Origin of the sequence: Pseudomonas sp. EGD-AK9 (assembly GCF_000465935.2) — a bacterium.
Taxonomy (GTDB): Bacteria; Pseudomonadota; Gammaproteobacteria; order Pseudomonadales; family Pseudomonadaceae; genus Aquipseudomonas.
The window spans coordinates 1-18,845 of sequence record NZ_AVOF01000451.1; the positions used below are offsets into that span (position 1 = coordinate 1).

Below are 18,845 nucleotides of genomic sequence, written 5' to 3' on the forward strand. Positions count from 1 at the left end.
TCAGCTGCCACGCCCTGGACGTCGCCGAGCGCGCGGCGGTCTACGCCTTCGCCGACCGCGTGCTGGCCGAACATGGCGGCGCCGACCTGATCGTCAACAACGCCGGCGTCGCCGTGTCGCAGACCATCGAGGCGCTCGGCTACGACGACTTCGAGTGGTTGATGAACATCAACTTCTGGGGCGTGGTGCACGGCAGCAAGGCCTTCCTGCCGCACCTGCTGCGACAGGGCAGCGGGCACATCGTCAACCTGTCGAGCATCTTCGGCATCATCAGCCTGCCGACCCAGGGCGCCTACAACGCCAGCAAGTTCGCCGTGCGCGGCTTCACCGAGGCCCTGCGCCAGGAGGTCGCCTGCCGCGGCGTGACGGTCAGTTGCGTGCATCCCGGCGGGATCAAGACCAATATCGCCCGTTCCGCGCGCTTCTACCGTGGCATCGACGGCTCGCAGGACGCCGAGCGCGCCGCCCACAATTTCGACAAGCTCGCGCGCACCAGCGCCGCGCAGGCGGCCGAGGCGATAGTCGCCGGGATCAAGGCCGGCCAGCCGCGCATCCTGATCGGCAGCGACGCGCGCCTTCTCGACCGTGTCCAACGCCTGCTGCCGGCGGCCTACCCCAGGCTGCTGGCCAAGCTTCTGCATAAAAAGTGAACCGCAAGTTATCGATAGCTTCTAAACATAGCTTTCATTGACATAAGCCAAGATTGCCCCGAGTGGTCCCGTGTTAGGCTCCGCCCAACACTAGGGGATCGACACCCCGGGCTCACCTGAGAGGAGAAAACCCTATGGAAATCAATATCGGAATCGCCGAACAGGATCGCGCCGCCATCGCCGAAGGCCTGTCGCGCCTGCTGGCCGACACCTACACCCTGTACCTGAAGACCCACAATTTTCACTGGAACGTCACCGGCCCGATGTTCAACACCCTGCACCTGATGTTCGAGGGGCAGTACAACGAGCTGGCCCTGGCGGTCGACGCCATCGCCGAGCGCATCCGTGCCCTGGGTTTCCCGGCGCCGGGCACCTACGCCGCCTACGCGCGCCTGTCGTCGATCAAGGAAGAGGAAGGCGTGCCCAGCGCCGAGGACATGATCAAGCAACTGGTGCAGGGCCAGGAGGCCGTGGTGCGCACCGCACGCGGCATCTTCCCGCTGCTGGACAAGGTCAGCGACGAACCCACCGCCGACCTGCTGACCCAGCGCATGCAGGTGCACGAGAAGACCGCCTGGATGCTGCGCAGCCTGCTCGCCGCATGACCCGCCCCGAGGCCCGGTGATCCGGGCCTTTTCATTAGGCAGTCGCCCCCCGCCTGTTCTATGCTCTGGCCATTCGCCACCGAGTTTCGTGACGCATATGAGTCAGCCGCCCAAATCCCCCAGCATTCTCGAGCTCTACCCGGAAGACACCCGCGAAGCGGCGACCCTGCTGAAACAGGCGGTGCCGCTGATGATGCGCCACGCCATCGCCCCCAACCCGGTGCATTACGCCCTCTGGTACACCTACAGCAAGGGTAGCGAGCCGGAACTCAACCGCCGCCTGGACAAGGCCGTGGAAGATTTCGACGTCTTCCCGCCGGATACCGCGGTCAAGCTGTTTCGCGACTACATCATCCGCGCCGAACTGGACGAGGCGCGCGCCGGTCAGCAACAAGTGATCGAGCTGGTCGACGACATCGAAGGCGACGTCTCGCGCAGCGTGATCGGCAGCCAGAACTACCAGCACAGTCTCAATCACGGACTCAGCGCCCTGCAGGAGCCGATCATCGACGACCTGCCCAGCGTGCTCAGCGAGCTGCAGGAAAGCACCCAGCTGATGCAGGATCAGCAGGAAAAATTCCTCTATCGCCTGCGCGCCGCCCAGGAGGAGATCAAGCACCTGCGCAGCCAGCTGGAGCGCGCGCACCTGGCCGCCACCCTCGACAGCCTGACCCGCGTATTCAACCGCCACGCCTTCACCCGCCTGCTGGAGCAGGCACTGAACGAATCGCACGAGGGCCTGGCCCTGGTGATTCTCGATATCGACCACTTCAAGCAGTTCAACGACCAGTACGGCCACCCCTTGGGCGACCGCGTGCTGCAGCACGTCGGCCAGCTGATGCGCGAGCTGTTGCCGCCGCGCGCCTTCGCCGCCCGCTACGGTGGCGAGGAGTTCTGCGTGGTGCTGCGCGGCTGCACCGACCTCGCCGGCGTGCGCAACTTCGCTGAGCAGCTACGCCACAAGATCCAGGCCCTGCGGGTCAAGGTGCGCCGCACCGACCAGGTGCTCGACAGCATCACCGCCTCCTTCGGTTTCGCCCTGGCCGAAGCCGGCGACACCCTCGAGGCCCTGCTCACCCGCGCCGACGACGCGCTCTATCAGGCCAAGCGCAGTGGCCGCAACCAGGTTCACCCCGCTGCCGGCGAAAGCATGCTAAGCGCTTGATTTGAGAAGCCCCTGCCTTTGCTGTTAAATACGCCCCGCGCGCCGCGCTCTTGTCCTGCGGCGCGCGCGACGCAATACATCGGCGCGCGCCATGGCCGTCCAGCTGGCCACGGCGAACTTGCCGCCTCCGCAGCACCCTAAGTCGTCATTCAATCAGTGAGTTCATCGAAGATGTTGAAGATTGCCCATCTTGTGACAGGGTTTGCCGCCCTGCTGCTGTCTGCCGTTCCCAGTTTTTCCGGCACATTCCTCGCCACCCCCGACGCGTCCTACCTGGCTCTGATCGGCCTGCTCAACCTGCTGCTCGCGCCGCAGCAAGCGCTCAACCTCGGCGCAGCCCGCCAGCAGCTGCAGGGCCTGGCATCGGCCCTGCTGATCCTCGCCGCCGTGGTTCAGGGCCTGATCCTGCTCGCGCCTCTGCCGAATATCGGCGGCCAACCCGCCATCTGGCTGAGTCTGCTGATCGCCGTCGTCGCCACCCTGCTGCACCTGACCAGCCAGCTGCGCCCGCAACCGCGCCAGAGCAGTCAACGCAGCCCGCGCGCGCAACCTGGTCAGCACGCCGCGACCAGCGAGCAGGACGACCGCGAAACCGGCACGGTCAAGTGGTTCAACACCTCCAAGGGATTCGGCTTTATCTCCCGCGACTCGGGCGAAGACATCTTCGTGCACTTTCGCGCCATCCGCGGCGAAGGCCACCGCGTACTGGTCGAAGGTCAGCGCGTAGAGTTCTCGGTGATGCAGCGCGACAAGGGCCTGCAGGCCGAAGACGTGATCGCCGCCGCGCCCGCACGGCGCTGAACCTCGCAGCCACAAAAAAGCCCGCGATCATCGCGGGCTTTTTTGTGGCCTTAAGGAAATTCTGAAAAAGCCATCTATCGTCACTCCCGCGAAGGCGGGAGCCCAGGGACTACGCAGGTTCTGGATTCCCGCCTGCGCGGGAATGACGGCTATTCAGAGTTTCTTTAATAGTGCGGCGGAGGCGCCTCGTCCTCGGCGACGCCCGCCTGCCCGTGCAACTCTTCCTGACGCCGCGCCAGGGCCGCCAACTGCAGTTGCAGGCGCTCGATACGCTTGTGCTGCTCGACCAGCTCGTCGCTCAGCGCCTGAATGGTGTCGTCCTGGAAGGCCAGGCGGCTCTCCAGCTCCATGACCCGCGCCTCGAGGCTCATGCCACCTCTCCGGCGAACTGGAAATCCTCGGTCAGCACCAGGCGCAGCTTGTCCTTGAGTTGCTGCACCTGGTCCTCGGCGTAGGGCTGTGCCGGCTGCCGCCCCCAGACGGGCGCCGGCCAGGCGGCATCCTCGCGACGCCGTACGATCACGTGCATGTGCAGCTGGCTGACCAGGTTGCCCAGGGTCGCCACGTTCATCTTGTCCGCGGCGAAGGTGTCCTTGAGCTTCTCGGCCAGCAGGGTGGTTTCCTGCCAGAGCCGGGTCTGGTCGGTGGCATCCAGCTGGAACAACTCGCTGACCTCCTCACGCCGCGGCACCAGGATGAACCAGGGGTAGTGGGCATCGTTCATCAGCAACAGACGACACAGGGGGAAGTCCCCGATCAGCAGGCAGTCCTGCTGCAAACGCGAATCCAGGACGAACATGGCGACTCTCCTCGCATCAAGCCATCAACCAAGCTTAGCGCCGGACCAGCTCGGCGCACTGGGCGCGCAGCATACGCGGCCGGCGGCGACAATTCACCCCGCCGCCACGCACCAGCGCAAGGCGGTTCGTCGCGACGCGCACCGCAGGCGTGCACCATTTTGTTTCCTACCGTAATAATCGCCGCCGCACGTTACCGCACGTGGCTTCCGATGCGGCCGCCAAGGGCCTCAAGGCGCCTCCCCCGCCTTCGCCGCAAAGCGTCGACGCGGCCACGGCGAACCCGCGGCGGAGCCGGCTCGGCCTGGACCAAAGCGCCCCTGGCCGCCGGCAAAAGCGAGCTTTTAACGCCGAACTGGGGTTTTGAGCACGACTTTTGCTATCGGTTTGGGCAATGCTCGGCACGCCGCGCAGCGGGTCAATAACAGCGGTATCCGGCACCTCAAACCGCGAAACCAGTCGGCGCCACGGGACGCAAGTGCAGAACTACAGATTTGCGACATCCTTCATAAGCCTTTGCGACACTGCTGTGAAGAAATCGCAACGAATAGATTGCAACTATCGCCAACATTGGCTGCGTGCTATAAGTTAGCGCCGACACAAAAAGAAAGAGCCGCCCATACAATAATTAGATGGGCAGCGCAACTCTTCTAAACCAAAGGAGCAATCACGATGCAAGTGATGAAGTGGAGCGTAATCGCCCTGGCAGTAGCCGCGGGCACTTCCCAAATGGCAGTGGCGTCCAGCCAGTCCGAATCCAAAGGCTTCATTGAAGACAGCAGCTTCAACATCTTCAATCGCGTTCTGTACATGAACCGCGATTTCCGCAATGGCGGTGGCAACATCCCTACCGTTGATAGCGACGCCGATGGCGAAGCAGATTCCGCTCCCTACAAAAAGGGTTACCGCGAAGAAACCGGCTTGGGTATCCGCCTGCTGTACGAATCCGGCTTCACCCAAGGCACCGTAGGCGTCGGTTTCGACGCTCACTCCCTGAGCAGCATCAAGCTCGACAGCGGCCGCGGCCGCCACAGCAATGGCCTTTTCGACACCACCGACGACGGCCGTGGCGACGACACTCAGACCGAAGTCGGCGGCGCTATCAAGTTCCGCGTTTCCGACACCGTCCTGAAGCACGGCAACATGTTCACCGCCAGCCCTGTGTTCAGCACCGACGACAGCCGTATCCTGCCGGAAACCACCACCGGCACCCTGATCACCAGCAACGAAATCGAAGGCCTGGAGCTGACCGCCGGTCGCTTCACCGCCATGAGCAGCCAGGTCAGCACCGATCGCGACACTTTCGCCCTGACCGAAGCCAATATCGTTGGCGCCAGCTACAGCTTCACCGACAACTTCAGCGGCGCCATTCACGCTTCCGATATCGAAGATCACTTCAAGAAGCAGTACATCAACCTGAACTACAACCTGCCGCTGGCAGAAGATCAGGCCCTGAACTTCGACTTCAACGGCTACCGTACCAGGGATGACGGCCAGGCACTGTCGGGCGAAGTCGACAACAAGATCTGGAGCTTGGCAGCGGCTTACTCGCTGGGCGCCCATACCTTCACCGTCGCTCACCAGCGCTCCTCCGGCGACAGCGCCTATGCTTATGGCGTGGACGGCGGCGGCACCATCTGGCTGGCCAACTCGGTTCAATACTCCGACTTCGACCGCAAGGACGAGCGTTCCTGGCAGGCTCGCTACGACCTGAACATGGCCGAGTACGGCGTACCGGGCCTGAGCTTCATGACTCGCTACATCTACGGCGATAATATCGACGTCGAAGGTTTCGATGAAGAAGGTAAAGAACACGAGTTCAACTTCGAAACCAAGTACGTCGTTCAGGAAGGTGCAGCCAAGGACCTGTCGTTCCGCATCCGCAGCTCCATCTGGCGCGCCAACAGCGTACAGAACGCTGAATACGGCTCCGACCTGAACGACTTCCGCCTGATCGTCGAATACCCGCTGGAAGTGCTGTAACTCCTGCGTTATTCGATAGCTAGTTGAAAAAGCCCGGCATTCGCCGGGCTTTTTCTTGCCACTTCAATTAACCGAAGCGTTCAAAGCGGCAACGCGTAAGTGCCCGTTACATGCGCCACCAACTCGTCCTCATTGCCCGCCGAATAGAGCGAGACCTCGCACACCGCCTGGCGGCGGCTCAGGCGCAGGATGCGCGCTTCGGCGAGCAGGTCCACCGGCCTGGGCTTGACCAGGAAGTTGATATTGAGGTTAGAAGTCACCGCCATTTCCACCCGCCCCAGGCGGCCCAGCACCATGGCGTACATGGCCGCATCGCCCAGGGCCATGATGGTCGGCCCGGACAGGGTGCCACCCGGACGCACCAGTTTGGCCTGAAAGGGCACCCGCGCCAGCACGCTCTCGCCGTCCAGCCGGTCGATGTGCAGATCGATATCCTCGGCCATCGGCAGCCCCGCGCGAATCAGCGCCTGAACCTCCCCCGCAGTCAATCCCGCCACCTCGACCTCCCGCTTATCGTCGTCGTTGCGCAGGCACGCGGCCGGTCTGCCGGCGCCCCGTCCTGTACGCCACTGTACAGGCACCGTACAATGCCGCCCTATTCCAAGCCCTAGCAACCGACAGAACGGCCAAACATGCGTACCAGTCAGTTCCTGCTCTCGACCCTGAAAGAAACCCCTTCCGATGCCGTGGTGATCAGCCACCAGCTGATGCTGCGTGCCGGCATGATCCGCAAGCTGGCCTCCGGCCTGTACACCTGGCTGCCGATGGGCCTGCGCGTGCTGCGCAAGGTGGAGAAGGTGGTGCGCGAGGAAATGAACGCCGCCGGCGCCCTGGAAGTGCTGATGCCGGCCATCCAGCCGGCCGAGCTGTGGCAGGAGTCCGGCCGCTGGGTGCAGTACGGCCCCGAGCTGCTGCGCCTGAAGGATCGCCACGAGCGCGACTTCTGCGTCGGCCCGACCCATGAGGAAGTGATCACCGATCTGGCGCGCAACGAGCTGAACAGCTACAAGCAGCTGCCGATCAACATGTACCAGATCCAGACCAAGTTCCGCGACGAGATCCGCCCGCGCTTCGGCCTGATGCGCGGCCGCGAGTTCATCATGAAGGACGCCTACTCCTTCCATGCCGACCAGGCCTCGCTGCAGGAAACCTACGACCGCATGCACCAGGCCTACTGCAACGTGTTCAGCCGCCTGGGCCTGAATTTCCGCCCGGTGCAGGCCGACACCGGCTCCATCGGCGGCACCGGCTCCCACGAGTTCCACGTGCTGGCCGAGTCCGGCGAAGACGATATCGCCTTCAGCAACGTCTCCGACTACGCCGCCAATATCGAGAAGGCCGAAGCCATCCCGCGCGAGCAAGCGCGCGGCGCCGCTACCGAAGAGATGCGCCTGGTCGACACCCCCGACACCAAGACCATCGACGCCCTGGTGCAGGGCTTCGGCCTGGCCATCGAGAAGACCATCAAGACCCTGGTGGTGCACGCTGCCGAGGAAGGCAAGCTGATCGCGCTGATCGTCCGTGGCGACCACGAGCTCAACGAGATCAAGGCCGCCAACCTGGAGCAGGTCGCCAGCCCGCTGCAGATGGCCAGCGAAGCCGAGATTCGCGCCGCCATCGGTGCCGGCCCCGGCTCGCTGGGCCCGGTCAACCTGCCGATCCCCTGCATCGTCGACCGCAGCGTGGCGCTGATGAGCGATTTCGCCTCCGGCGCCAACATCGAAGACAAGCACTACTTCGGCGTCAACTGGGAGCGCGACCTGCCGCTGCCGGCGGTGGCCGACCTGCGCAACGTGGTCGCCGGCGACCCCAGCCCGGATGGCCAGGGCACCCTGGAGATCAAGCGCGGCATCGAAGTCGGGCATATCTTCCAGCTCGGCACCAAGTACAGCGAGGCGATGAACTGCCAGGTTCTGGGCGAGAACGGCAAGCCGGTCACCCTGACCATGGGCTGCTACGGCATCGGCGTATCGCGCGTGGTGGCCGCGGCCATCGAGCAGAACAACGACGAGCGCGGCATCCTCTGGAACGACGCCCTGGCGCCCTTCCACATCGCCCTGGTGCCGCTGCGCTACGAAACCGAGCAGGTCCGCGAGGCCACCGACAAGCTCTACGCCGAGCTGACCGCCGCCGGTTTCGAGGTGCTGCTGGACGACCGCGACAAGAAGACCAGCCCCGGCATCAAGTTCGCCGACATGGAGCTGATCGGCATTCCGCACCGCGTGGTAGTCAGCGACCGCGGCCTGGCCGACGGCAACCTGGAATACAAGAGCCGCGCCGAGACCGAAGCCCAGGCCGTGCCGCTGGCCGACATCCTGCCCTTCCTGCAAGCCCGTATCAGCCGCTGATCACGCCGCACCGAGACATCATGCACACGAGCAACAGCCTTCGCCTCATCGGCGCCGCCCTGTGCGGCGCCCTCTTCCTCAGCGGCTGCGCCAACCAGCTGCCGCAGCGCAGCGAGCACGAGGAGCGCGTCGAACGCAAACTGCTGGATCACCAGCTGCAGATCGACGTGGGCGAACCCAAGGTATTGGAACTGCCCCAGCGCCGGGTGCGCGTGCATGATCAGAAGAACTTCGAGGTCACCGCCTTCGAGGTCACCCGCCGCTACGACCGCTACACCCCCTACCAGCCCTGGCGCGAGCTGTACGAGGTGCCGCTGGGCGCGGTGGCGGTGGTCGCCGGGATCGGCGCCAACGTGCTCAACGTGGTACTGCTCGGCAGCCTGCCGGACAGCGCGACGCGCGACTGGATCAGCTACGGCATGGCCGGGCTCAACCCCTTCATGAACGTCGAGTCCAACGGCCGCGCCGAGCAGAACCTGGCGAGCATCGAAGAGGTCCAGCAGGATCGCCGCATGGAATATTCCAGCCTGCCTTGGGCCGAGCGTCCGGTGCGGGTGTTGGCCGGCGAGCAGAGCTTCGAGCTGCTCACCGACCGCAGCGGCGTGCTGCGCCTGAACCTGCTGGACAGCCCCTTTACCGAACAGGATATCGGCCGCCTCGGCATGCTCCTGCTCAGCGTCGAGGACGACCGCGACGAGACCCGCGCCGAGGCCAGCCTGCTGGTCAGCCACACCCTGCGCGGCAAGCTGCGCGAGGCCCACGACCTGATCTTCGATGACCTCGAGGACGACGACGTGGCGCAGTGGGTGCACCGAGTCAAGCGCCTGTCCGACCTGGGCCTGGAAGAAGAAGCCAGCGAGCTGGAGCAGAGCCTGATCGAACTGACCCGCAACGACCCGGAACTGCAGGAAGCCTTCCTCAAGGCCCTGCTGGAAGACGCCGGCCGCCTGGCCGCCGATCCCGTGGTGAACTGAGGCGCCTGTGCCCCTGCCTCGACTGCTGCTGGCGGCGCTGCTGCTGGCCGTCAGTGCCGCCGAGGCCAACCTGCGCCAGGCGCCCGAGCCGGAACTGCGCGAACTGCTGCAACGCACGGTGAGCCAGGCCGACAGTTTTGCCGACCGCTTCGATGCCGAGGTCTGGCTGCTGGACATGTCCACCCGCCTGACCCGCTATATCCCCGACGACCAGCAGCGCCTGACGCTGTTGCGCCTGGTGCACGCCGAGGCGAGCAAGGCCGGGCTGCGTCCGGACCTGGTGATCGCCCTGATCCACGCCGAGAGCCACTTCGACCGTTTCGCCATTTCTTCGGTGGGCGCCCAGGGGCTGATGCAGGTGATGCCCTTCTGGAAGGCCGAACTGGGCCGGCCGCAGGACAACCTCACCGACAACGCCACCAACCTGCGTTACGGCTGCACCATCCTGGCCTACTACCTCAAGCGCGAGAACGGCAACCTCAGCCGCGCCCTGGCCCGCTACAACGGCAGCCTCGGCCAGCTGAAATACCCGGCCAAGGTCATGGGCTTCTGGTACGACTACTGGTACGTCAAGCCTTAGCGCGCGCCCTGCGCCTAGACCATCTGCAGGCCCTGCTTGCCTTGCGGCGGAGGAAAGGCCGCGTCGAGCAGGGCCAGATCGTCCTCGCTCAGCACCAGCGCAGCCGCCGCGGCATTGTCGCGCAGGTGCGCGGCCTCCACGGCCTTGGGAATGGCGATCACCCCGCCCTGGCGCAGGGTCCAGGCCAGCGCCACCTGGGCCGACGTGGCGGCATGCCGCGCGGCGACTTCGCCCAGCGCCGGCTCGCGCAACAGGGCGCCGGCCTGGCTCAGCGGACAGTAGGCCATCAGCGGCATGCCGGCGCGGCGCTGCCAGGGCAGCAGGTCGTACTCGATGCCGCGCGCCTCGAGGTTGTACAGCACCTGGTTGGCGGCGCAAGCCGCCTCGTCCAGCTCGACCAGGTCGTCCAGATCGAAGTTGGACACGCCCCAGGCGCCGATCTTGCCCTGCTCGCGCAGGCGCTCGAAGCCCGCCACCGTCTCCTGCAGGGGGTGCTGGCCGCGCCAGTGCAGCAGGTACAGGTCGATGCGCTCGCAACCCAGGCGCCGCCGGCTGCGTTCGCAGGCCTGTTGCACGCCCTGGCGGCTGGCGTTGTGCGGATAGACCTTGCTGACCAGAAAGACCTGCTCGCGGCGCCCGGCGATGGCCTCGCCGACCACCTCCTCGGCGCCGCCCTCGCCGTACATTTCCGCGGTGTCGATCAGCCGCAGGCCGAGCTCGAGGCCTTCGCGCAGGGCCGCCACTTCGCGCGTCCGCTGGCGGCGATCCTCGCCCATGTGCCAGGTGCCCTGGCCGATCACCGGCACCCGGGTGCCGGCCAACTCAAGCGTACGCATCGTCACTGCTCCTCCTGTTCATGACCGCCAGGGATCATAGGTGCCAAAGCTCCACAGATGCCCTTCGATATCCAGGCAGGTGAAGCCGCGCCCACCATAGTCCTCGTCGCGCAGCTCGATGACCACCTCCACCCCGGCCGCCTGAACCCGGGCATACAGGGCATCGGCGTCCTCCACCACCAGGTACAGGCACTGGGTACAACCAGCGGCCTGGTCCGGTTGGCGCATGCGCCGGCCGTGGGGCGAGTCGGCCGGCGAGCCGAGCATCAGCAGGTCGTGCCCCCGGCGCAGTTGGGCGTGGGCGATACCGCCCTGCGCGTCGGGTACCACCAGTTGCGCCTCGAAGCCGAACACCCGGCACAGCCAGTCGATTGCCGCCGGGGCATCACGGTAACGCAGGCAGGGAATCAATCGGTTACCGTCATTGCACTCTTTCATCGCACACCTCCGCATAGCCGTCGCCGCGCCATTGCAGCAGGCAGAAACCGTGGCCGAAGGGGTCGCTGAACAACGCCAGCCGGCCCCAGGCCTGTTCGCTGATCGTGCCCTCCTGACGCGCGCCGGCAGCCAGGACCCGCGCCAGGGCGACGTCCAGGTCGTCGACGACGACATCCAGATGCAGCGGTGTCCAGTGGCGGCCATAGTCGCGCCCCGTCCTCGCCGTGGCGAAAGGCCCGCTGCCCGCCGCCTTGTGCAGCAGATAGAGCGGCACCGCGGCCCCCAGCAGCTCGACCACGCTGCCCGCGAACAACCGGCGCCCGACGCGCAGGCCGAGCGCTCGGGTATAGAAGGCCTCGGCCGCCGCCAGGTCCGGCACGTCGAGGTTCAGCAACAACTCCATGCTCAGAGCGGCTTGAGCAGCAACAGCAGCGATACCGGCTGCACGCTCTCCGGGTGCAGCGGCTCCTGCAGCCACTCCAGGCGCCAGCCGGTCTCGCCGATCAGCGTCAGCCAGGACTGCAGGGTGCGAAAGAACCAGGGCATGGGGGCCTGGAAGCCCTCGCCGAAACCGGCGAAGTCCTCCACCCGCCAGCCGTCGCGATAGGCCTCGCCGTGGCTGGCGCGCCAGGGGTGCAGGGTCTGGATCAGCAGGCTGCCGCCCGGCGCCAGCAGCCCGTGCAGGCTGTGCAGGAGCGGCTGCAGCGGCTCCTCGAGCAGGGCGAAGTTGCACACCAGCACCTCGAAACGGCCCAGCGCCTCGGCCTGGCTGTCCAGCTCGGCGTAGCCGCAGACCCGGTACTGGCTGCGTCCATCGCAGGCGGCGCGGGCCGCCTCGATCAGCGGCGCCGAGGCATCCACGCCGACCGGTTCGATGCCGTGCTCGGCCAGGCCACGGCACAGCCAGCCCTCGCCGCAGCCGATATCCAGCACCCGCTTGGGCGCCAGGGCCAGCACCGCCTGGAGAATCGCCGCATCGGTGACCAGCCGCCGGCTCTCGATGCGTTGCTCGCGCACCGCGGCAGCCCAGGCATCGGCGTTGGCCTGCCAGCTCTGCTGAAGCTGTTCTCGATGATCGCGCTGCATGGCGATTTCCTGCATTTTTGCGGTGGAGTGGATTCTAGACGCTGCGCCAGCGTCTAAGCTGATATCAGGCAAACGCGGTGACCCGCCTTCTGGCGGCGCTCACCCGGGGGATTTCCGTGAGCTGACAGGCCAGGCCGGTGGATTATGGGCGCATTATGGCAATCCGATCCTCAGCAGCGCGACCTTGCGTCGGACGCTATCGCGGCGACCGAACCGACGCCGGGTCCGCCGTCGCGGCGCTGGCGCCTGCTGCCCTACCTGCTGGTGCCGCTGCTGGTGCTGCTCGCCGCCGCCCTGCTCGCCTTCGAGTTGCGCAGTGCGCACTTCCAGGCCCGCGAATTGAGCCGCTACGCCGCCAGCCTGAATTATCGCGTCGAGCCCGGGCCGAGCCCGGCCATCGTCTACCCGAGCGACGGGCCGTTCGACAAGCGCCAGGGCTACGCCTACCTGCCGCTGATGCTCGAGCGCCTGCAGCAGCGCGACTTCCTGATCAGCGAGCAGGCGCGTTTTTCCCCGGCGCTGATGGCCTATAGCCGCCGCGGCTTCTTCCCGCCGTTCGTCGAGAAGAGCCAGAGCGGCCTGAGCATCGCCGACTGCCGCGGCACGCCGTTCTACCAGTTCCGCTACCCACAGCAGGGCTATGCCGACTTCGCCGCCATCCCGCCGCTGGTGGTGGGCAGCCTGCTGTTCATCGAGAACCGTCACCTGCTCGACAGCGAGCAGCCGCTGGCCAACCCGGCGGTGGACTGGCCGCGCTTCGCCATGGCGGCGCTGTCGCAGCTGGGCAAGCTGCTCGACGTGCAGGATCAGTCCGCCGGCGGCAGCACCCTGGCCACCCAGCTGGAGAAATACCGCCACTCGCCCGACGGCCTGACCCTGTCGGCCGGGGAAAAGCTGCGGCAGATGATTTCCGCCAGCGTGCGCGCCTATCAGCAGGGCCCGCAGACCCTGGAGGCGCGGCGGAACATCGTGCGCGACTACCTCAACAGCGTGCCGCTGTCCGCCGCGCCGGGGCACGGCGAGGTGCACGGCCTGGCCGACGGCCTGCGCATCTGGTACGGCGCCGATTTCGAGCGCAGCAACGCCCTGCTCGACCCGGCCCGTACGCCCGAGGCCAGCCTGGCCGAGCGCGGCCTGGCGCTGCGCCAGGTGCTGTCGCTGATGATCGCCCAGCGCCGCCCGTCCTATTACCTGGCCCAGGGCCGCAAGGAGATGGAGGCGCTGACCGACAGCCATATCCGCCTGCTGGCCGGCGGCGGGCTGATCGACGGCGCCCTGCGCGACGCCGCCCTGGCGCAGAAACTGCGCTACCGTGACTGGCAGCTGGAACCCAACCTGCGTCCGGTGGAGAGCGACAAGGGCATCAGCGTGGCCCGCTCGCGCCTGTCCAACCTGCTGGGCATGCCGCTGTACGACCTCGACCGCCTCGACCTGGCCGCCCGCAGCACCCTGCAGCGCGACCTGCAGCAGCAGGCCAGCGCCTACCTGCAGCGCCTGGCCGAGCCGGAGTTCGCCGGGCAGATCGGCCTGTTCGGCGAGCGCCTGCTGTCGCCGGAAAAGACCGCCGAGGTGCGCTACAGCTTCACCCTGTTCGAGCGCACCGCCACCGGCAGCCGGGTGCGGGTGCAGACCGATAGCACCGACCAGCCGTTCGACATCAACGAGGGCAGCAAGCTGGAGCTGGGCTCCACCGCCAAGCTGCGGGTGCTGGCCACCTACCTGGATATGATCGCCGAGCTGCACCAGCGGCATGCCGGCAAGAGCGTCGAGGAGCTGCGCGCGCTGGACATAGCCCCACAGGACAACCTCAGCCGCTGGGCGATCGACTACCTGCGCGGCAACCCCGGCGCCAGTCTGCCGGCCATACTCGACGCGGCGCTGGAGCGCAAATACTCCGCCAGCCCGCACGAACGCTTCTTCACCGGCGGCGGCCTGCACACCTTCGGCAACTTCCGCCGCGAGGACAACGGCCGCATCCCGACCCTGCGCGAGTCCCTGCGCGAGTCGATCAACCTGCCGTTCATCCGCCTGATGCGCGACCTGGTGCGCTACAGCACCTACCAGAGCAGCGCCGAGCTGCTCAAGGACGACAAGGACCCGCGCCGCGAGGAATACCTGCGCAGCTTCGCCGACCGCGAGGGGCGCACCTTCCTCCTGCGCTTCTGGCGCAAGTACCAGGGCCAGGCGGAGCAGCAGCGCCTGGAAACCTTCCTCAGCGGCCTGCGGCAGACCTCGGTCCGCCTGGCCGCGGTGCACCGCTACCTGATGCCGCAGGCCGACGAGGCCACCTTCGCCGCCTTCCTGCGTGCCCAGGTGCCGCAGGAGAAACTGACCGACCAGCGCATCGCCCGCCTCTACCTGGACTACGGCCCCGGCGCCTACAGCCTGCCGGACCAGGGCTACATCGCCCGGGTGCACCCGCTGGAGCTGTGGCTGCTGGGCTTTCTCATCGAGAACCCCCAGGCCGGCTTCGGCGACGCCGTCGCCGCCAGCGTCGACGAGCGCCAGGAGGTCTACGGCTGGCTGTTCCGCAGCCGGCACAAGAGCGCCCGCGACAGCCGTATCCGCATCATGCTGGAGGTGGAGGCCTTCTCCGACATCCACCGGCGCTGGCAGAACCTCGGCTATCCCTTCGCCCATCTGGTGCCGTCACTGGCCACCGCCATCGGCAGCTCCGGCGACCGCCCGGCGGCGCTGGCCGAGCTGATGGGCATCATCCAGAACGACGGCATCCGCCAGCCGGTGCTGCGCATCGAGGAACTGCACTTCGCCGCCGCTACCCCCTACGAGACGCGCGTCGAGCGCAATACCCGCGGCGCCAAGCGGGTGATGTCCTCGGAAGTCGCCGCGGCGCTGCGCGGTGCGCTGTCGCAGGTGGTCGAGGGCGGCACCGCGCGGCGCCTGCAGGGCAGCTTCCTGCTGCAGGACGGGCGCAGCCTGACCCTCGGCGGCAAGACCGGCACCGGCGACAACCGCATCGAGAGCGTCGGCGCCGGTGGCCGGGTGCTCAGCTCGCGGGCGATGAACCGCACCGCCACCTTCGTGTTCTTCCTCGGCCCGCGCCACTACGGCACCCTCACCGCCTTCGTCCCCGGCCGCGAGGCGGAGAAATTCACCTTCACCTCGGCGCTGCCGGTGCAGGTGCTCAAGGGCATGGCGCCGATCCTCGCGCCCTACCTGGAGCCGGGCAGCGCCACCCTGTGCCAGGCGCCGCAGAGCGCGCCGCAGATCAGCTGGCGGTGACGCCTCATCGCGCCGCCCGCCTTGCCGACGCGGCTCGCGCCTAGGGGCGGTCTTGGAACTGTTGCAGATAGAGCGCCTCGACCTTGGCCCGCGCCCAAGGCGTCTTGCGCAGGAAGGCCAGGCTGGACTTGAGGCTCGGCTCGTGCTTGAAACAGCGGATATCGATATGCCGGGCCAGCCCCTCCCAACCGAGACGCTCCACCAGGGCGCTGAGGATGGCCTGCAGGGTGAGGCCGTGGAGCGGGTCTTTCGCGGTCATGGGCAACCTGTACGGGATCGGGGAACGGGGGATGCCACCTTAGCCAAAGGCGGCCGACAACGAAAGCCGATCCGGTCCCGGGAAGCGGTGTGACTGCGGCCTCGCCGAGGCCCCCATGGGCGTATGAGACCGCGCCTACCGTTTCCTGCGCAGGCATAAAAAAGGCGGTGGTTGCCGAGGCAACCACCGCCTGTGTCGTCACTGCCAGGGGATCAGACCGACTGGTATTCCTTCTCCGCTTCGTCGAAGCGCTGCAGCATCGCCTTGCTCGGGCCGTTGCCGATGCGGCTGAAGATCAGGATGGCCAGGGTGGCGAGGATGAAGCCCGGGATGATCTCGTACAGGCCCAGACCGATCCAGTTCTTCCACACGATCACCGTGGTGGCACCGACCAGCATGCCGGCCAGGGCGCCGTTACGGGTCATGCCTTTCCACACCAGGGAGAGGATCACCACCGGGCCGAAGGCGGCGCCGAAGCCGGCCCAGGCGTAGGACACCAGGCCCAGGACGCGGTTTTCCGGGTTGGCGGCCAGCCAGATGGCGATCAGCGCCACCAGCAGCACCATGGCGCGGCCGACCCAGACCAGCTCGAGCTGGCTGGCATCCTTGCGCAGGAAGGCCTTGTAGAAGTCCTCGGTCAGGGCGCTGGAGCACACCAGCAGCTGGCAGCTCAGGGTGCTCATCACCGCGGCGAGGATGGCGGACAGCAGGATGCCGGCGATCCAGGGGTTGAACAGCAGCTTGGACAGCTCGATGAACACCCGCTCCGGGTTCTCGGCAACCGGGCCGGCCAGTTCCGGGTGGGCGGCGAAGTAGGCAATGCCGAAGAAGCCGACGGCCACGGCACCGGCCAGGGTCAGGATCATCCAGGTCATGGAGATGCGGCGCGCGGCCGGAATGGCCTTCACCGACTCGGCGGCCATGAAGCGCGCCAGGATGTGCGGCTGGCCGAAGTAACCCAGGCCCCAGGCCATCAGCGAGATCACGCCGACGAAGGTGGCGCCCTTGAGCATGTCGAAGTTGGTGGCGTCGTTCAGCTCGATGGCGGCGAAGGTCGCATCGGCGCCGCCGGTGGCGATCAGCACCACGATCGGGGTGAGGATCAGGGCGAAGATCATCAGCGTGGCCTGCACGGTGTCGGTCCAGCTCACCGCGAGGAAGCCGCCGATGAAGGTGTAGGCGATGGTGGCGGCGGCGCCGGCCCACAGTGCGGTCTCGTAGCTCATGCCGAAGGTGCTCTCGAACAGACGGGCACCGGCGACCACGCCGGAGGCGCAGTAGATGGTGAAGAACACCAGGATCACCACGGCGGAGAAGATGCGCAGGATGCGGCTGTTGTCTTCGAAGCGGTTGGTGAAGTAGTCCGGCAGGGTCAGGGCGTTGCCGTTGTGCTCGGTCTGCACGCGCAGACGGCCGGCGACGAACAGCCAGTTGAGGTAGGCACCGATGACCAGGCCGATGGCAATCCAGCTTTCCGAGATACCGGCGATGAAGATGGCGCCCGGCAGGCCCATCAGCAGCCAGCCGCTCATGTCGGAGGCACCGGCGGACAGCGCGGTAACGAAACTGCCGAGGCTGCGGCCGCCGAGGATGTAGTCGGAAAGGTTCTTGGTGCGCAGATAGGCGACCAGGCCGATCAGCACCATGGCTGCGATGTACACCACGAAGGTGACGAGCATTGGAGTACTAGCTGTCATTGGGGGGCTCCCCTCTCGTTTGTTGTTATCGGGCATCGGCGACCGCCCATGCCCTGAATGGCAAAACGCACCCGCTCGTGGCGAGTGCCGGGCTCCGCTCTCTGTCACTCGTCGCACCGGCGCATTGGCGGGCACAGGCAAGGGCAGAAACCGGCGCTGTGGGATCTCCACCGCATCGTCACTGCATCGGCAAGTGCCTGGGCACCCTCCCTGACCTCCCTGGCTGACGCCTGCGGCCACCGAATCGCGCCACCACCGTGCTGGCCACTGTTATCGGTCTAGCTCAGCATCGCTGGTCTGACCAATGGGCGCGGCCGGAAAACGGTCGTGACGAAAAGTGAAGGGCGGAATTTAGTGGCAGAGCGGCGCGGGCTTCTTGCAAAAAGCTCTGGAGTTTTTACAGAAAGCTCCAGCCCGGGGAACTTCCGGCGAACGGCCGTTCGAGCCGGCCAGCGCCACCGCCCTCAGCCCTGGCGATAGGGCAGGTAGCGCCGCGCGTCCTCGGCGTAGGCCAGCACGCCGGGGCGTTCCTGGGCGAGGAAATCCGCCACCGCGGCGCGCAAGCCGGGATGGCAGAGGTAATGCCAGGAGCGAGTGATCACCGGCTCGAAACCGCGGATCAGCTTGTGCTCGCCCTGCGCGCCGGCATCGAAACGGGCCAGGCCCTGGTCGATGGCCAGCTGCATGCCCTGGTAGAAGCAGGTCTCGAAATGCAGCCGGTCGAACTCGGCCAGGCAGCCCCAGTAGCGGCCGTAGAGCGAGCCGCCGCCGAGCAGGCTGAAGGCCATGGCCACCGGACGCGAGCGCCGGCGCGCCAGCACCACGCGGATGGCGTCGGGCATGCGTTCGGCCAGCAGGCTGAAGAAGGCGCGCGTCAGGTACGGCGCCTGGCCGCGCACCTGGTAAGTGTTGGCGTAGCACTGGTAGACGAAGTCCCAGTCCGCCTCGCTCAGCTCACCGCCCTGGCGCCAGTCGAAGTCGATGCCCTGCCCCGCCACCTGCTCGCGCTCCTTGCGCAGCTGCTTGCGCTTGCGCGAACTCAGCGCCTCGAGAAAGTCCTGGAAGTCGCGGTAGCCGCGGTTCGTCCAGTGGAACTGGCAGCCGAGGCGTTCCAGCCAGCCGGCGCGGCCCTGCAGCAGGGCGTCGCAGGCCGGTGCGGTGAAGTTGATGTGCAGGCTCGACAGGCCCTCTTCGGGCAGGCCAGCGGCCAGGGCGTCGAGCAGTTGCCCGGCGGCCTGCGGATCGCCGAGCAGGCGCGCGCCGCCGACCGGGGAGAAGGGCACCGCGCCGAGCAGCTTGGGGTAATAGACGATGCCGGCGCGGCGGCAGGCGTCGGCCCAGGCGTGATCGAACACGTACTCGCCGTAGGAATGCTGCTTGAGG

At 66.7% G+C, this 18,845-nt stretch carries 18 protein-coding genes and 2 pseudogenes; 10 read left to right on the forward strand and 10 right to left on the reverse strand.

Annotation, left to right across the window (positions count from 1 at the left end; all coding sequences use genetic code 11):
* The 5 genes and pseudogenes from N878_RS18375 to N878_RS29100 all read left to right on the forward strand — a co-directional run.
* The coding region (locus N878_RS18375; protein WP_021445043.1) for an SDR family oxidoreductase at positions 1-650 on the forward strand (650 nt) is incomplete at its 5' end.
* Between the two features lie 134 nt (positions 651-784).
* Positions 785-1,255 carry a Dps family protein gene (locus tag N878_RS18380; RefSeq protein WP_021445044.1) on the forward strand — a complete coding sequence of 157 codons (471 nt, stop codon included), beginning with the start codon at positions 785-787 and terminating at the stop codon, positions 1,253-1,255.
* 97 nt (positions 1,256-1,352) lie between these two features.
* The gene (locus N878_RS18385) at positions 1,353-2,420 is read left to right on the forward strand and encodes a GGDEF domain-containing protein (protein WP_021445045.1); all 1,068 of its coding nucleotides are present in this window, start codon (positions 1,353-1,355) and stop codon (positions 2,418-2,420) included.
* A gap of 171 nt (positions 2,421-2,591) precedes the next feature.
* Positions 2,592-2,903, forward strand: a pseudogene (locus N878_RS29830) (cold shock domain-containing protein membrane protein); the annotation flags it as partial.
* Positions 2,904-3,002: 99 nt separating this feature from the next.
* A pseudogene (locus tag N878_RS29100) lies at positions 3,003-3,221 on the forward strand (cold-shock protein); the annotation flags it as partial.
* A gap of 164 nt (positions 3,222-3,385) precedes the next feature.
* Here the strand turns inward: N878_RS29100 and N878_RS18395 are convergent.
* Both N878_RS18395 and N878_RS18400 read right to left on the reverse strand, forming a co-directional pair.
* Positions 3,386-3,592, reverse strand: coding sequence for a SlyX family protein (locus N878_RS18395; RefSeq protein WP_021445047.1), 207 nt, complete (start codon positions 3,590-3,592; stop codon positions 3,386-3,388).
* Positions 3,589-4,020: an HIT domain-containing protein gene (locus N878_RS18400; RefSeq protein ID WP_021445048.1), complete on the reverse strand. Its 432-nt coding sequence runs from the start codon at positions 4,018-4,020 to the stop codon at positions 3,589-3,591. Before N878_RS18400 ends, N878_RS18395 begins: the two co-directional genes overlap by 4 nt.
* A gap of 670 nt (positions 4,021-4,690) precedes the next feature.
* Between N878_RS18400 and N878_RS18405 the strand changes: the two genes are divergently transcribed.
* Positions 4,691-6,001 carry an OprD family porin gene (locus N878_RS18405; protein ID WP_021445049.1) on the forward strand — a complete coding sequence of 437 codons (1,311 nt, stop codon included), beginning with the start codon at positions 4,691-4,693 and terminating at the stop codon, positions 5,999-6,001.
* 80 nt (positions 6,002-6,081) lie between these two features.
* On the opposite strand, the gene N878_RS18410 is transcribed toward N878_RS18405, so the two are convergent.
* A complete protein-coding gene (locus N878_RS18410) occupies positions 6,082-6,489 on the reverse strand; it encodes a PaaI family thioesterase (RefSeq protein WP_031303460.1) in 408 nt (135 codons plus the stop codon).
* A gap of 144 nt (positions 6,490-6,633) precedes the next feature.
* Here N878_RS18410 and N878_RS18415 point away from each other — a divergent pair, with 144 nt between their 5' ends.
* From N878_RS18415 to N878_RS18425, 3 genes are read left to right on the forward strand one after another with little or no spacing between them, the layout of a single operon-like run.
* Positions 6,634-8,349 carry a proline--tRNA ligase gene (locus tag N878_RS18415; RefSeq protein ID WP_021445051.1) on the forward strand — a complete coding sequence of 572 codons (1,716 nt, stop codon included), beginning with the start codon at positions 6,634-6,636 and terminating at the stop codon, positions 8,347-8,349.
* Positions 8,350-8,369: 20 nt separating this feature from the next.
* A complete protein-coding gene (locus tag N878_RS18420; RefSeq protein ID WP_021445052.1) occupies positions 8,370-9,323 on the forward strand; it encodes a hypothetical protein in 954 nt (317 codons plus the stop codon).
* A 7-nt stretch (positions 9,324-9,330) separates the two neighbouring features.
* The gene (locus tag N878_RS18425) at positions 9,331-9,903 is read left to right on the forward strand and encodes a lytic transglycosylase domain-containing protein (RefSeq protein ID WP_021445053.1); all 573 of its coding nucleotides are present in this window, start codon (positions 9,331-9,333) and stop codon (positions 9,901-9,903) included.
* Positions 9,904-9,917: 14 nt separating this feature from the next.
* Here N878_RS18425 and N878_RS18430 read toward each other — a convergent pair whose 3' ends face one another.
* From N878_RS18430 to N878_RS18445, 4 genes are read right to left on the reverse strand one after another with little or no spacing between them, the layout of a single operon-like run.
* Positions 9,918-10,739, reverse strand: coding sequence for an aldo/keto reductase (locus N878_RS18430; protein ID WP_031303461.1), 822 nt, complete (start codon positions 10,737-10,739; stop codon positions 9,918-9,920).
* A gap of 18 nt (positions 10,740-10,757) precedes the next feature.
* Positions 10,758-11,177, reverse strand: coding sequence for a VOC family protein (locus N878_RS18435; protein WP_031303463.1), 420 nt, complete (start codon positions 11,175-11,177; stop codon positions 10,758-10,760).
* Entirely contained in the window at positions 11,161-11,580 is a 420-nt protein-coding gene (locus N878_RS18440) for a VOC family protein (RefSeq protein ID WP_021445056.1), read from the reverse strand. Before N878_RS18440 ends, N878_RS18435 begins: the two co-directional genes overlap by 17 nt.
* A 2-nt stretch (positions 11,581-11,582) precedes the next feature.
* A complete protein-coding gene (locus N878_RS18445; RefSeq protein WP_031303464.1) occupies positions 11,583-12,263 on the reverse strand; it encodes a bifunctional 2-polyprenyl-6-hydroxyphenol methylase/3-demethylubiquinol 3-O-methyltransferase UbiG in 681 nt (226 codons plus the stop codon).
* A 144-nt stretch (positions 12,264-12,407) separates the two neighbouring features.
* Here N878_RS18445 and N878_RS18450 point away from each other — a divergent pair, with 144 nt between their 5' ends.
* Complete coding sequence (locus N878_RS18450) at positions 12,408-15,506, forward strand: transglycosylase domain-containing protein (protein WP_021445058.1); 3,099 nt, start codon at positions 12,408-12,410, stop codon at positions 15,504-15,506.
* A 40-nt stretch (positions 15,507-15,546) separates the two neighbouring features.
* On the opposite strand, the gene N878_RS18455 is transcribed toward N878_RS18450, so the two are convergent.
* The 3 genes from N878_RS18455 to N878_RS18465 all read right to left on the reverse strand — a co-directional run.
* On the reverse strand, positions 15,547-15,765 hold the full coding sequence (locus tag N878_RS18455; protein WP_021445059.1) for a VF530 family DNA-binding protein: 219 nt from the start codon (positions 15,763-15,765) through the stop codon (positions 15,547-15,549).
* A 212-nt stretch (positions 15,766-15,977) separates the two neighbouring features.
* Positions 15,978-17,462 carry a sodium/proline symporter PutP gene (putP, locus tag N878_RS18460; RefSeq protein ID WP_031303466.1) on the reverse strand — a complete coding sequence of 495 codons (1,485 nt, stop codon included), beginning with the start codon at positions 17,460-17,462 and terminating at the stop codon, positions 15,978-15,980.
* Positions 17,463-17,926: 464 nt separating this feature from the next.
* A partial coding sequence (locus N878_RS18465; RefSeq protein ID WP_021445061.1) for a GNAT family N-acetyltransferase occupies positions 17,927-18,845 on the reverse strand: 919 nt, incomplete at its 5' end.